Genomic DNA, 13279 nt, shown 5'->3' on the forward strand with positions numbered 1-13279 from the left:
GTGGCAGGCTCGGGCCGTGGAGCAGAGGTCGCCGCGGCCCGACGAGGGCGTCGTCCCGACGGCCGGACCGGCACCGGACGCCGCGGGCCTGCTGCTGCTGCCGGGTGCCGGGGCGGACCGCGACCACCGCACGCTCGTCGCCCTCGAGGCCGCGCTCGCGCCGCTGCCCGTGCTGCGCGTCGACTTCCCCGGCCGCGCGGCCGGTCGTCGGGGGCCCGAGCGGGCGGCCGTCGCCGTCCCGCACGTGCGCGAGGTCGCCGACCGGTGGGCCGCCGAGCTGGGCGTGGGTCCGGAGCGGCTGGTGCTCGGCGGGCGGTCCTTCGGCGGTCGGATGGCGTCGATGGCCGTCGCCGAGGGGCAGCCAGCCGCGGGCCTGGTGCTCCTGTCCTACCCGCTGCACCCGCCCGGGCGGCCGGACCGGCTGCGCGTCGAGCACCTGCCGGCCCTGGACCTGCCGGTGCTGGCGGTGATCGGCGAGCGCGACCCCTTCGGCCGGCCGGACGAGCAGGCCGCGCACCTGGCCGCGGTCCCCGGGCCGCTGACGCTCGTCGCGGTGCCCGGCGGGCACGAACCGGCGGACGGGCCCGTCGTGGCGGCGGTGACGTCCTGGTGGCACGGGGGGGCGGAGGCCTGAGGACCTCGGACCGCCTCCAGTGGCCACCACCGCGGGGGCGGGGTCTACTGCCCCGGACGGCCCGCACGCGTCCGACGTCGAGGCCGAGAGGAGCACCGATGCCGCCCGCCACCCCGTCCGACCACCGCGGCCCTGCCGGTGAGGTCACGACCCGGACGGGGACGTCCGACGGCATCGTCGTCGTGCTGACCGGCGAGGTCGACGCCGGTCTCCAGCCGCAGATGGACGCCGCGCTCGACGCCGTGGTGCGCAGCGGCGGCGCGGGCGGCCTCGTCGTCGACGCCGAGGAGCTCACCTACATCGACTCCGTCGGCGTCTCCTTCCTGCTGCGGCTGCGCGAGCACACCGGCGGTGGGCGCCTCACGGTCCTGGGCACACCGCCCCGGGTCCGCACGCTCCTGGACCTCATCGGGGTCACGAGCCGCTTCGACCTCCACGACCGCATCTAGCCGGGCGTCAGCCCTCCGACGCGAGGGCGTCCCTGATCGCTCGCGCCTCGCCGTCGAGGAGTGAACGGTCCCGTTCCACCTCGTCCGGCAGGATCCTCCAGCCGTCGCCCGTGTAGCGCGGGATGACGTGCAGGTGGAGGTGGAACACCGTCTGGAAGGCGACCTCGCCGTCGCAGAGGAAGACATTGATGCCCTCGCAGCGCAGGCGGGATCGCCGGAGCGCGCGGGCCATGCGGTGGCCCACCGACCACACGTGGGCGCCCGTGACGACGTCCATGTCCTCGAGACCCACGACGTGCTGGCGCGGCACGACGAGGAGGTGCCCCGGCACCACGGGGTGCAGCGACATGAACGCCACCACCGTCGCGTCCTCGTGGACGACGCTCGCCTCCGCACGGCCCGCCGCGATGGCGCAGAAGACGCAGGCGTGCTGGGGCGCGACCCCCGGTCCGACCATGAGCTGGATGCTGCCAGACGTCCTGCCGGTCAGCCGCCCTCCGCCCCCCGGCTGCTGCCGCGGCCTCCGGTGCCCTCGCCGATCAGGTCGCCGACCAGCGCCCGCAGGCACCGCTCGACCGCCGAGGGTGTCGACAGGTGCACCGCGGCGTCGCGCATGCCCGGACGTGGACCGGGGCGCCCTCGACGCCGCCGGACGCGGCCCGTGGGCCGTCGGCGACGGTGAGCACGCACCACCGACGCCTCGAACGCGCCGCGGCCCCGTGCCGGGGCACCGGGCAGCACGGACGCGGGCAGCAGCGGCACGGGCGGTGCGCTCCTAGGCAGCACGAGCGCAGGACCTGGCTCGGGCGGCAAGGGCTCGGGCAGGAGGGACGGCGGTAGCGCAGGACGGGCCGCGACGATCGGCGGCTCGCCCCACGTCGGCTGCTCGACCGCGGCGGGCAGCGCCTCGGGGAGCAGGGCGCGTGGCGCGGTGCTGGTGGCGCTCATGCCCCAGGGCGTGGTCGTGGTGACGGTGTGCCCGGTGGCGGTGGGGACCAGGTGCTGGGACCAGCCGGGGGTCTGCTTGGCGTGGTTGCAGGCCACGCACAGCCCCTGCGCGTTGGGCAGGTCGGTCGGTCCGCCGTCGGCGGCGGGGATGACGTGGTCGGTGTGCCGGACCGGCGCGTCGCACCAGGGGGTCCGGCAGATCCCGCCGTCCCGGGCCCGCACGAGCGTGGCCAGGGCGTCGGGGTGCAGGCGTGAGCTGCTGGTCGAGGCGATCAGCGTCCCGCCGGGATCGGCGTACAACCGCCGCACCCACGCCGATGCCGGATCACCCTCGGCCGTGGCGCCGGCGGCCTGCTGGTCGGTGCTGGTGCCGCTGCCGGCGGCGGTCAGGACCAGGTCGTGGGCCAGGGGGGCGGGCAGGACCGTGCCGCCCTCCAGCAGCAGGCCGGCCTCGGCCCCGCCGGTCAGGGCGGTCGCGGGCAGGACCACGTTCAGGCACACCGGTACCCGCTCGGCGGTGACCTGCCCGGTGAGGCGTTCGACGAGGGTGTCGGCCATGACCTGCCCCCGTCCCCGCGTGTCCCCGCCCGCGCGCAGGCCGTCGGCGTGGCGTTGCAGCGCCGCCAGCGCGGCCACGCCCTGCGCGACCGGCAGCAGCGCGGTCAGGTACGTCATCGTGTCCGGCGCCGGCCGCAACGTCACCGTCCGGTCGCCCGCTGCCCGCCGCGCCCGCCGCACCAGCGCACCCGGGTCGATCCCCGCCGCGTGCCGCCGGGCGGCGGCGACCAGCCGCCGCGGGCCCTGCCCCTCCAGCCCTGTCAGGTCCCCGCAGACCAGCTCGTCGACCCGCGCCCGGTCCATCACCTGCAGGCACGCCGTCTCCCGGGCCAGCAGCACCGCCGACCACTCGTCCACCGCGCCGGCCGCCAACGCCCGCGACGTCGCGGGCATCTCCGTCCACGCCGTGGCCGCACCGAGCAGGACCTGCCCCTGGTGCGGCGAGCACCGCCGCGCCAACCCCACCTGCGCCGCCACACCCCGCCCACGCCGCGCCGCCGGGACCCCGGCGTCGGCCTGCCGGGCCCGTTCCTGGGCGTCCAGCCGCACCGCCAGGACCGCCTGCCTCGCGCGCACCGCCGACTTCAGCTCCTCCAACGAGCAGCAACGCCCACCCCTCCGCGCCGCCGGGCAGCACCACCGCCGCCCCGGTCCGAGCGCCTCCGGGCCCGGCTCCCTCCGGCGATGCCGGCGGCACCAGGACGTCTGCAGGCACCGGCATCCCTACCGGCGTCGCCACCCCTGCCAGGACCGCCCGCAACGCGGCGACCTGACCGGCCACCCCCTCGTCGGGCACGGCCGTCAGAGCCGCCGGCACGGCAGCGTCAGGAGCAGCAATACCGCTCCTGACCTGCGCCTTCGCGCCGTTCTCCGCCATGCCGCCCACCGTAGACCGAGCCACCGACACGGCCGGGGCTCCCGATGGGGGCGGCTGTGGACAGGGGCGGGCGGATCACGTCAGGGGCAGGCCCGGCCACCGGCTCCGAGCGGCATGGACCGTCGCGGCAGATGATCGCGACCGGCCAACGCTCCGAGGTCCTCCGCCGGCCCTGCCCGCCGAACCCGCGTCAGACCCGGAACTGCTGCACGACGCCCCGCAGGTCGGCGGACATGCGCGCCAGCTCGGCCACGGCCGTGCTCGCCTGCCCCACGGCCGTCGAGGTCATCTCCGCCGCGCCCGAGACGCTGAGGATGTTGCGCGCGATGTCCTGCGCACCCGTGGAGGACTCGGAGACGTTCCGGTTCATCTCGTTCGTCGTCGCGGTCTGCTCCTCGACGGCGGCGGCGATCGTCGACTGGTAGCCGCTGATGGAGTAGATGACCTCGGAGATGCCCTCGATGGCGTGCACCGCCGAGCCGGTGTCCGACTGGATGGCCTCGACGCGCCGGGCGATGTCCTCCGTCGCCTTCGCCGTCTCCTGCGCGAGCTCCTTGACCTCCCCCGCGACGACCGCGAAGCCCTTGCCGGCCTCGCCCGCGCGCGCGGCCTCGATCGTGGCGTTGAGGGCCAGCAGGTTCGTCTGCTCGGCGATGGAGGTGATGACCTTGACGACGTCCGCGATCTCGCGGCTCGACTCGCCGAGGCGGGCGACGGTCGTCGTCGTCTCCTGCGCGGCCTCGACGGCCTGCGTCGCGACCTTCGTCGCGTCCGTCGCGTTGCGGGCGATCTCGCGGATGGAGCTGCCCATCTCCTCCGAGCCCGTGCTGACGGTCTGGATGTTGCGGCTGATCTGCTCGGCGGCGGCGGAGACGAGGCCGGCCTGCGCGGAGGTCTCCTGCGCGGAGGCGGCGATCTGCGTCGTCGTCGCGGAGAACTCCTCCACGGCCCCGGCCAGCGAGACGGCGGAGGTCTCGATGCGCCCGACGAGACCCTTCAGGCTCTCGGCCGCGCGGTCCAGGCCGCGACCCATGACGCCGACCTCGTCGCCCGTGGTCAGGCCGGACCGGACGGTGAGGTCGTTCGCCTCGAGCGCGTCGGTCACGTCGCGGACGCGCCGCAGGTTGCCGGTGATGGCGCGGGCGACGACGACCGCGAGGCCCACCGCCAGCAGCAGCCCGGCGACGAGCGTCACCAGGACCACCGTGCGGGACGTGGTCGCGGTGGCCTGGGCGCCCACGGCGAGGGCGTCGCCCTCGTCGACCTGGGACTGCACGAGGCCCTCGAGGTCCGCGATCGCCTTCTTGACGACGGGGGTGGCCTGGGACTCACGCACCTCCATCCAGGTGGGGATGTCGTTCGCCCGGCCCAGGGGCAGGAGCTCCTCCGTCGCGACGTCGCGGTAGGCCGCGAACTGCATCGCGAAGTCGTCGAGCAGGGCCTGCTGCTCGTCGGTCAGCGGGAGCGCGTCGTAGTCGGCCAGCGCCTCCTCGACCTCCCCTGCCTGCGACGCGAAGTCGGCCTCGTACTTGTCCATCAGCTCGTCGGTGTGGGCCAGCGCCTGGCTCGCGATGGAGGTGCGCATGAGGTAGAGCGACGCCCGCAGGTCCCCGAGCGCCGCGAGGCCGGTGAAACCCTTGCCGTACAGCTCCTCGGTCGAGGTGCGCGTCCGGTCGACGCTGGCCATGCCCACGACGCCGACGACGACGGCGACGAGGGCCGCCACGGCGACGGCGGACAGGATCTTCAGGGCGACAGGGAGGTCGCGCACCGAACGGCGGCGGACGGTGTCGGTGCTCATCGCGGGGCTCCTCGGGGGTGGACGTCGTGCTGCTGCTCAGGAGGGCCCATCGGCCGGACAGGGGGCACCGTGAGCGCGGTGGCGCCCCGTCACCCGGTCGGGTCGCGCCACATGGCACCAGCACACAGGTCGAGGCCCTACAGTTCCTCTCGCCCCCGGTCGCACGCCCCCCTGCGCGACCGGGGGCACCTGCGTCCCCGCCCGGTGCGACCGCCTGTCCGGCTGGGCGGTCGGGCTGCCCGACGAGAGCCGCGTCTCACCACGCCGCCCCGAGGTGCGCACGTCCCCGGGACGGGTTCTCCTTGCCGCATGCAGGCACGACGCATCGGGGACTCGCAGGTCAGCGCCATCGGCCTGGGCGGCATGCCCCTGTCCATCGAGGGGCGCCCGGACCGCGAGCGCGCCCTCGCCACCGTGCACGCCGCGCTCGACGCGGGCGTCACGCTCATCGACACCGCCGACGCCTACCACCTGCACGCCGACGAGGTCGGCCACAACGAGGAGCTCGTCGCGGAGGCCCTGCGCACGTACGGCGGCAGCACCGACGGCGTCCTCGTCGCCACGAAGGGCGGCCACCTGCGCCCCGGCGACGGCTCCTGGACGCAGGACGGCAGCCCCGAGCACCTGCGCCGCGCGGTGCAGGACAGCGCCCGCCGCCTCGGCGTCGAGGCCATCGGCCTCTACCAGTTCCACCGGCCCGACCCGGCCGTGCCCTACGCGGACTCCGTCGGCGTGCTGGCCGAGCTGCTCGACGCCGGCACCATCCGCATGGCCGGCATCTCCAACGCCGACCCCGCGCAGATCGCGGAGGCGCAGGAGGTGCTCGGCGGCCGGCTCGTGTCGGTGCAGAACCAGTACTCCCCCGCCTTCACGTCCTCGCACCCCGAGCTCGAGCTGTGCGCGCAGCTCGGGATCGCGTTCCTGCCGTGGAGCCCGCTCGGCGGCATCTCCAAGGCCGGGGACCTCGGCGGGCAGCACTCCGCCTTCGCGGAGGTGGCGCAGGAGCACGGCGTCAGCCCGCAGCAGGTCGCCCTCGCCTGGGAGCTCGCGCAGTCCGACGTCGTCGTGCCGATCCCGGGCTCCAGCCGGCCCGAGACGATCCAGGACTCGGTGCGCGCCGCCGACCTCGTCCTCACGCCCGCCGAGCTCTCGCGGCTGGACGCGGCGGTCCGCTGACGCCGGGCGGGCCGGATCGTCCGGGGACGGCTGGGAGGATGGGCACGTGACCCCCTCCCCGGCCGTCCCCGGCACCGCCCTGCCCGACGAGGCCGTCCCCGCCGCGGCGCTGCCCGACGAGGGCGCCGCCCCGGCGATCCCCCTGACGACCCCGGTCCGCCTCGTCGTCACCGACATGGACGGCTCGCTGCTCGACCCCGCGAAGCGGCTGCCCGCCGCGACGGCCGCCGTCGTGGCCGCCCTGGCCGAGCGAGGGATCGCCTTCTGCCCCGCCAGCGGCCGCCAGCTCGCCAACCTCCGGGTGCTGCTCGGCTCGACGGGCGACGGCTTGCCGTTCATCGCCGAGAACGGCAGCCTCGTCGTGCGCGGGGACACCGTGCTCGGCACGCAGCCGCTGCCGGACGGCAGCGGCGCCGCGGTGGTCGACGCCGTGCGTGCGCTCGCCGCCGCGGGCCGCGACGTCGGGGTGGTCGTCTGCGGCGCCCGGTCCGCCTGGGTGGAGGGCGGCAGCGCCGCGTTCCTCGGCTCGGTGCACGCGCACTACGCGCTCGTCGAGCACGTGGACGACGTGCTCGCGGTCGACGACGTCGTGCTCAAGCTGGCGGTCTTCGACGCGGGCGACGTCGAGGACGGCACGTCGGCGGCGGTTGCGGACGTGGCCGGCGGGCTGCGCGTCCTCGTCTCCGGGCAGCACTGGGTCGACCTCATGCACCCCGACGCGGACAAGGAGGTCGGCCTGCGCCACGTGCAGGACGCCCTCGGGGTGACCGCGGCGCAGACGATGGCCTTCGGCGACTACCTCAACGACCTGCGCATGCTCCGCGCGGTCGGGTACGGCGTCGCGATGGACAACGCGCACCCGGACGTGCGCGCGGCGGCGCGGTTCATCGCCCCGGGCAACCACGTCAACGGCGTGCTGCGCACCCTGGCCGCCACCTTCGACCTCGACGTCCCCGGGCTCTGACGCCGCCGGCCGTGCTCATCGCCTGACGCTCACCAGCCCCGCAGCACCGGCCCCGGCCCGGACCACGCACCCAGCAGCCCGCGCTGCTCCTCGTCGAAGGCGCGGGGCGCCTGCGTGAGCGCCTCGACCTGCACCATCCGCGACAGCGCCCGCACGTAGGTGGCCGGCGCGTCGCCCGTCGCGTCGAGGACCTCGTAGGCGATGTCCACCGAGGTCCGCCCGATCCGCGGCACCCACAGCTCGACCGCCAGCGGCTCGGGCCGGAAGGGCGCCGGCGCCACGTAGTCGATCTCGTGCTTGACGACGACGAGCATCGTGTCCGTCAGCCGGCCAGTGGCGTCCACGCCCATCGTCGGCAGCACCGCGAAGCGCGCGTCGTCGAGGTAGCGCAGGAACGCCCCGTTGTTGACGTGCCCGAACAGGTCGACGTCCGACCAGCGCACGCGCAGCTCGAAGCGCCCGCGTGCGGCCCGTCCGGCACCCTCGTCCACGTCGCCCCTCCCCCGGGTCGCGCGCGGCTCCCGCGCCGACGGCACGCTACCGGGCACGACGGCCGGCGGTCAGCGCGGGACCCGTCCCAGCCCGGTCAGCAGGTCGGCCTCCGACGCGCCCAACGAGATCCGGACCCACCCCTCGCCGCCGGAGCCGAACGCTGTGCCCGGCGCGAGCGCGACCCCGTGCTCGTCGACGAGGCGCAGGCACCAGCCCAGCACGTCACCGCCCGCGCGGTCGCCGACGTCGGCCCAGACGTACATGCCGCCGGCGGCGGGCAGGGCCCGGATGCCACCGGAGGCCAGGACGCCGGTGACGACGTCGCGCAGGCGCCGGTACGTCGCACGCGCCTCCTCCACCCCGTCCTGCGGCCCGGTCAGCGCCGCGAGGGCGGCGTGCTGGGCCGGCGTGTTGACGCAGGAGACGACCGACTCCTGCACCGACCCCAGGACGGGCAGCGCGGTGGCGGGCACGACGAGGGCCCCCACCCGCATCCCCGTCATGCCGTACGTCTTCGAGAACGAGTGCAGGGTCAGCACGCGGTCGTCCTCGTCGAGGGCGGCCGGCGGGACGTGCGGGACGTCGAACGTCAGGCGCGCGTAGCACTCGTCGGACAGCACCCACAGGTCGTGCCGCCGGGCGACGTCCAGGAGGGCGGCCGTCCGGTCCGCGGGCAGCACCGTGCCGAGCGGGTTCGACGGCGAGTTGAGCAGCAGCACCCGCGTCCGGGACGTGACCGCGGCCTCGACGACCGCCGGGTCGGGCAGGAAGCCGTCGCCCGGGTCGAGGCGGTACCGCACGGGCCGGGCGTCGAGCAGGTGCGCGGTCATGGCGAACGGCGGGTAGCCCGGGTCGGGGACGAGCACCTCGTCGCCCGGGGAGAGCGTCAGGGTCAGCCCGAGGTGCAGCGCCTGCGCACCGCCGGCCGTGATCCACACACGGTCCGCCTCGACCGGACGGCCGTGCGACGACGACAGGTCGGCGGCCAGGGCCTCGCGCAGCGGGCGGATGCCGGCGTTGGGCGTGTACCCCGTGTCGTCGCGGGCGAGGGCGTCCGCCGCCGCCGCCAGGACGTGCGGTGCCGTGGGCGCCGACGGCTCCCCCACGCTGAGCACCACGGCGCCCGGCGTGCGCCAGGCGCGCTCCGTGACGAGGCGGATCTGCGAGCCGGGGATGGTCGCGGCGTGCGGGGCGAGGCGTGGCACGCCCGGCAGGCTACGCGCGCCGGTCCTCGGCCCGGGCGCCGGGGGCCGCGGTGACCAGGAGCGTCACCCGCACGTCGCCCTGCGCGGGCAGGGTGCGCCGCCACCCGCCGGCGGGCACCACGGCCTGCGTCACCTGGCCGGCCGCCGCGTCGTCGCCCAGCACCCGCACGTCCCCGGGCTGCGGTGACGACCCCGTCCCCCCGGCCTGCAGCGCCACGGGCGTCGGCCCCTGCCACAGCCAGACCTCCTCGGCGGCGGCGGCGCCCCAGCCGGAGCACTCGCCGGCGCCCAGCACCAGCTCGACGAGAGTGGCGTGGGGCGAGGTCCACGTCGTGCGGACCCGGCCGCCGTCGACGTGGTCGCGTCTCGGAGCAGGCCGTGCCGGACTCCCGGTCGGCACGCGGGCCCGGCGCAGGGCCCCGGCGACGACGGGGGTGGCCGCCACGCTGCTCGAGCGGTTCCCCGCGGCGCCGGTGGCACCCACCCGCGCGGCGGACGGTGCGGACGTGCCGCCCGGGTCAGGGGGTCCGGACGGCGCGTCCGCGCCGAGCACCATTGAACCGGTCGGTTCATACGTCGCGCTACTTCTCAGCGCATATGTGACCCAGTTCACATCCAGAGCCGTCGTCGTCGGGCCCCACGACCCGACGAGCTCCGCCACGGACGTGGCCAGCGAGTGCGCCGACATGTCCGCACGTCGCGCGTCCCCACCGGCGAGCAGGGTGACGAGCAGCCCGCGCCAGCCGCTCACCACCGCCAGCCCCAGGGTGGCCGCGTCGTCGCGCGGCAGGCCCTCCGCCTCGAAGGCGTCCGACGCGGCCTCCACCCAATGGTCGGCGCGCACCAGCACCGCCGAACCCACCTCGGTCGGCTCGTACTCCAGCCGCCCGAGCACCTCGAAGAAGAGCCGGATGACGGGCCGGTTCTCCGGGTCGCCGAGCATCGTCCACGCCGTCAGGAGCCGCTCCTCGAGCGGGACGGACGCGTCGCGCAGACGTCCGAGCGCCGTGCGGACGCCGGGGAAGCGCGCGACCGCCACCGGGTAGGCCGCCGCGAGCATCGCCTCCCGGCTGCCGAAGTAGTAGAGGAGCATGCGGTTGTTCGAGCCCGTCGCCGCGGCGACGCTGCGCAGCGAGGCCCCGCCCATGCCGACGGCCAGGACGTGGTCCGCCACCCGCTCCAGCAGCTCCCGGCGGCGCAGGTCGCGGCGTTCGGCGAGGGTGCCCACCGGCCCGTGCCCGGACGCGTCCACCGTCCCGTCCACCATGCCGTCCACCGTGCCGTCGGGGGGTGTTCCCGGCGCGTTCATGGCCCCGACCGTAGGGCCTCGTCGCCGTCGCGCGCAGCCGCGGACGCCCCACCCGCCGGACGGACCACCTGATCAGCGCACCCTGGTCACCACACCCTGTCCAACGCACCCTGTTCGGCACGTCCTGTTCGGCGCGTCCTGCTCACCGCACCCTGACCGGCAGCCCGAACCGCGTCCGCACGCCCGGCGACCACAGGGCCCGCAGCGCCGCCCCCTCGGGACGGACGCCGGCCGCGGCGACGAGGTCGTCGTCCAGCGCCAGCACCTCCGCCGCGTGCAGCGGCCACGCGTCGTGCTCGTTGGGCACCCACCAGGTGCGCCCGCGCAGACGCGAGTGCAGGCCCCACCGCGCGGTCAGCCACACCTCGAGGTCCGTGGGCTCCACGACCGACCCGACCCGCAGCACGAGGCGCGACCGCGCCGGCGGGCCGGGGAACCGACGCCGTGTGGTGTACGTGAGCACGTCCCCGGACCGCGTCAGGTCCATGGCCGCCCACAGGTAGGGCGTGCCGAACACCCCACGGGCGAACGGCAGGACCGCCAGCCGCTCGGTGTCCAGCGACCGGAACACGACGCCGTGCCGACCGGCGTCGTCGACGGAGTACAGCCGGACGTTCGTCTCGAGGAACGACCCGAAGAACGGCACCGGCCGCCCCCGCCCGAAACCCGCCCCGGCCATGCGGAACGGCACGTAGCCGACCCACGTCCGGCCGTCGGCGTCGATGTCCGGCCGCGTGCCCGGCGGGAAGAACCGCGCCACCGCCGCCGGCGCCACCGGCCGGTGCACGAACGCCAGATCCTCCCAGCGCTGGTCCAGCAGCACGGGCCCGGTCAGCCGGGGGGCGTCGACGGGGTAGCCGTCGAGCAGGCGGGTGGTCTCCACGGGCGTGATCCTCACGCGTGCGGCGGGCGGACGCGCCACCGCTCACCCGTCCGCGCGCAGCCGCCTCTCAGGCGTCCGGGGCGCTCTCGAGGAGGATCGTCACGGGCCCGTCGTTGACGAGCTCGACGGCCATGTCCGCGCCGAAGCGGCCCGTCGCCACCTCGAGCCCGCGCCCGCGCAGGTCGTCGACGACCGCCTGCACCAGCGGCTCGGCCACCGGCCCGGGAGCCGCCGCGTTCCAGGTCGGCCGCCGGCCCTTGCGGGTGTCGGCGTAGAGCGTGAACTGGCTGACGACGAGGACGGGCGCACCGGCCTCGAGCGCCGACCGCTCGTCGCGCAGGATGCGCAGCTCCGCCACCTTGCGGGCCACGTGCGCGACCTGCGCCGGCCCGTCCCCCGGGGTGACGCCGACGAGGACGAGCAGGCCGGGCCGGTCGACCGCGCCGACGACCTCGTCGCCCACCGTGACCGAGGCGCGCAGCACCCGCTGGACGACGGCGCGCACGCGGGCCTACCAGCCCCCGGGCCGACCGCCCCCGCCGCCGCGGCCCCGGTAGGGGGACACGGCGGGCTTGACGTCGACGAGGTAGACGATGGCCGCCACCGCCGCCCCGATGGCGAGGAACCCGAGCAGCCCGAGGCCCAGCGGCGCCGGCAGCGCCATGAACGCCACGGCGGTCGCGACCCCGAGGATCGCGCCCCACTTGCCCTTCGTCAGCTTCCCGGCCGAGACGAACGCGGTCGCCGGGCGGCGCAGCAGGTCCAGGAGCGCGACGACGGACAGCACGAAGATGGCCAGGTAGAACACGAAGAACAGAGCCGTCTGGGCCCAGGCGATCAGCTGCACGTCCCCGAGGGTACGGGTCGAGGGGCGGCTAGAGCGGGGGGAGCGCCGCGCGCGCCTCCACGGGCCCCTCCCCGGCGGCCTCCAGCAGGTCCACGACGAGCGAGCGCGCCAGCAGCACCAGCCCCTGGACCTGCCAGTCCTCGGCGCCGAGCCGGTAGGGGTCCAGGCGCTCCGCCGCGGCGTGCAGCGTGCGGCGCGGGCCCTCGGGGTCGCGGCCGGACGCGCGGTCGTGCGCGAGCTCGCCCACGGCGGCGCCCACCTGCGCGACGACGTCCGCCAGCTCCCCCACGTCGTGCACCTGCTCGGCGGTGAGCGTGGCCGACGAGCGCCGCGCCAGGACGCGCGTGTTGCGCATCGCCCGGTCGACGAGCACGGCGTCGGCGGCGAGCGCGCGCAGCTCGTCGCGGTGCCGGCGCCCGGCCGGCGAGAGGCGGGCGAGCTCGTGCGCGCTGCCCGCGGTCTCCTGCCACCCGTCGAGCGCGGGCTGCGAGGTGCGGCCCAGCACGAGGGCGTCCTCGACGTCGTCCACGTCCCGGTGGTCGAGGCCGCGCGCGAGCACCCGCAGGACGTCGGCCAGCGCGAGCAGGGCGTCGCGGGCGTGCCGCCGGGGGTGCGTGCGCGGGTCCGTCGGCGTCAGGACCGCCACCGCGAGCGCGACGAGCCCGCCCGCGAGCGCGTCCGTCCAGCGCCCCAGCGGACCACCCGTCGCCGTGCCCACCGGCAGCCCGACGATGACGATCGCCTGCACGCCGGCCTGCGTCGTGAAGAGCACGCCCCGGTCGAGGAACCGCCCGACGAGGGCCGCCACGAACAGCGTCACCGCGATCTGCCAGGCGCCCGTGCCGATGAGGTGCACGACGAGGTCGCCGAGCGCCACGCCGACCGCCACGCCGACGGCCAGCTCGGACACGCGCCGCACGGACCGGTCCCGCGTGAAGCCGAGGCAGACCCACGCCGACACGGGCGCGAAGAACGGCGCGGGGTGGCCCAGCACGTACAGCCCGACGGCGTAGGACACGCCGCCGGCCACCGCGGCCTGCAGCACGGGGACCCAGGAGGACCGGACGCGCGCGACCCCCTGCCGGCCCCGCGCCCGGGCCGCCGTGAGCGAGGCCGCGCTGCGCCCGGGTCGGCGC

At 76.4% G+C, this 13279-nt stretch carries 14 protein-coding genes; 4 read left to right on the forward strand and 10 right to left on the reverse strand.

The window, feature by feature from the left end; genetic code table 11:
- Positions 1-16: 16 nt before the first annotated feature.
- Positions 17-634: an alpha/beta hydrolase family protein gene (locus BM048_RS05100; RefSeq protein WP_239078618.1), complete on the forward strand. Its 618-nt coding sequence runs from the start codon at positions 17-19 to the stop codon at positions 632-634.
- Between the two features lie 98 nt (positions 635-732).
- Positions 733-1083, forward strand: a complete 351-nt coding sequence (locus tag BM048_RS05105; protein ID WP_090031194.1) for an STAS domain-containing protein — start codon at positions 733-735, stop codon at positions 1081-1083.
- Between the two features lie 7 nt (positions 1084-1090).
- Here the strand turns inward: BM048_RS05105 and BM048_RS05110 are convergent, their stop codons facing one another.
- The 3 genes from BM048_RS05110 to BM048_RS05120 all read right to left on the reverse strand — a co-directional run bounded on the left by BM048_RS05110 (position 1091) and on the right by BM048_RS05120 (position 5267).
- Complete coding sequence (locus BM048_RS05110) at positions 1091-1540, reverse strand: HIT family protein (protein WP_090031196.1); 450 nt, start codon at positions 1538-1540, stop codon at positions 1091-1093.
- Positions 1541-1569: 29 nt separating this feature from the next.
- Positions 1570-3165 (reverse strand): HNH endonuclease, encoded by a 1596-nt coding sequence (locus BM048_RS05115; RefSeq protein ID WP_239078619.1) that lies wholly within the window; start codon positions 3163-3165, stop codon positions 1570-1572.
- Positions 3166-3656: 491 nt separating this feature from the next.
- Positions 3657-5267, reverse strand: a complete 1611-nt coding sequence (locus BM048_RS05120) for a methyl-accepting chemotaxis protein (protein ID WP_090031198.1) — start codon at positions 5265-5267, stop codon at positions 3657-3659.
- Positions 5268-5576: 309 nt separating this feature from the next.
- On the opposite strand from BM048_RS05120, the gene BM048_RS05125 reads away from it, so the two are divergent.
- The gene (locus BM048_RS05125; protein ID WP_090031199.1) at positions 5577-6443 is read left to right on the forward strand and encodes an aldo/keto reductase; all 867 of its coding nucleotides are present in this window, start codon (positions 5577-5579) and stop codon (positions 6441-6443) included.
- Between the two features lie 46 nt (positions 6444-6489).
- Entirely contained in the window at positions 6490-7407 is a 918-nt protein-coding gene (locus BM048_RS05130) for an HAD family hydrolase (RefSeq protein WP_239079000.1), read from the forward strand.
- A gap of 29 nt (positions 7408-7436) precedes the next feature.
- Here the strand turns inward: BM048_RS05130 and BM048_RS05135 are convergent, their stop codons facing one another.
- From BM048_RS05135 to BM048_RS05165, 7 genes are all read right to left on the reverse strand, one after another.
- Positions 7437-7898, reverse strand: coding sequence for an acyl-CoA thioesterase (locus BM048_RS05135; protein ID WP_090031201.1), 462 nt, complete (start codon positions 7896-7898; stop codon positions 7437-7439).
- 69 nt (positions 7899-7967) lie between these two features.
- Positions 7968-9104 carry a pyridoxal phosphate-dependent aminotransferase gene (locus BM048_RS05140; RefSeq protein WP_175499285.1) on the reverse strand — a complete coding sequence of 379 codons (1137 nt, stop codon included), beginning with the start codon at positions 9102-9104 and terminating at the stop codon, positions 7968-7970.
- 10 nt (positions 9105-9114) lie between these two features.
- Positions 9115-10413 (reverse strand): cupin domain-containing protein, encoded by a 1299-nt coding sequence (locus BM048_RS18610; RefSeq protein WP_139224304.1) that lies wholly within the window; start codon positions 10411-10413, stop codon positions 9115-9117.
- A gap of 142 nt (positions 10414-10555) precedes the next feature.
- A complete protein-coding gene (locus tag BM048_RS05150) occupies positions 10556-11296 on the reverse strand; it encodes a YqjF family protein (protein WP_239079001.1) in 741 nt (246 codons plus the stop codon).
- Between the two features lie 67 nt (positions 11297-11363).
- Positions 11364-11801 (reverse strand): D-aminoacyl-tRNA deacylase, encoded by a 438-nt coding sequence (gene dtd / locus BM048_RS05155; RefSeq protein ID WP_090031207.1) that lies wholly within the window; start codon positions 11799-11801, stop codon positions 11364-11366.
- 6 nt (positions 11802-11807) lie between these two features.
- A complete protein-coding gene (locus tag BM048_RS05160; RefSeq protein WP_308439550.1) occupies positions 11808-12143 on the reverse strand; it encodes a DUF2516 family protein in 336 nt (111 codons plus the stop codon).
- Positions 12144-12171: 28 nt separating this feature from the next.
- Positions 12172-13188, reverse strand: a complete 1017-nt coding sequence (locus BM048_RS05165) for an FUSC family protein (protein WP_239079002.1) — start codon at positions 13186-13188, stop codon at positions 12172-12174.
- Positions 13189-13279 lie beyond the last annotated feature (91 nt).

The organism is Cellulomonas marina (assembly GCF_900111925.1).
Taxonomy (GTDB): Bacteria; Actinomycetota; Actinomycetes; order Actinomycetales; family Cellulomonadaceae; genus Cellulomonas; species Cellulomonas marina.

Coding starts and splice junctions, on each gene's coding strand:
- BM048_RS05105 (WP_090031194.1), top strand. CDS start 733: ATGCCGCCCGCCACCCCGTCCGACCACCGCGGCCCTGCCGGTGAGGTC.
- BM048_RS05110 (WP_090031196.1), bottom strand. CDS start 1,540: ATGGTCGGACCGGGGGTCGCGCCCCAGCACGCCTGCGTCTTCTGCGCC.
- BM048_RS05120 (WP_090031198.1), bottom strand. CDS start 5,267: ATGAGCACCGACACCGTCCGCCGCCGTTCGGTGCGCGACCTCCCTGTC.
- BM048_RS05125 (WP_090031199.1), top strand. CDS start 5,577: ATGCAGGCACGACGCATCGGGGACTCGCAGGTCAGCGCCATCGGCCTG.
- BM048_RS18610 (WP_139224304.1), bottom strand. CDS start 10,413: ATGAACGCGCCGGGAACACCCCCCGACGGCACGGTGGACGGCATGGTG.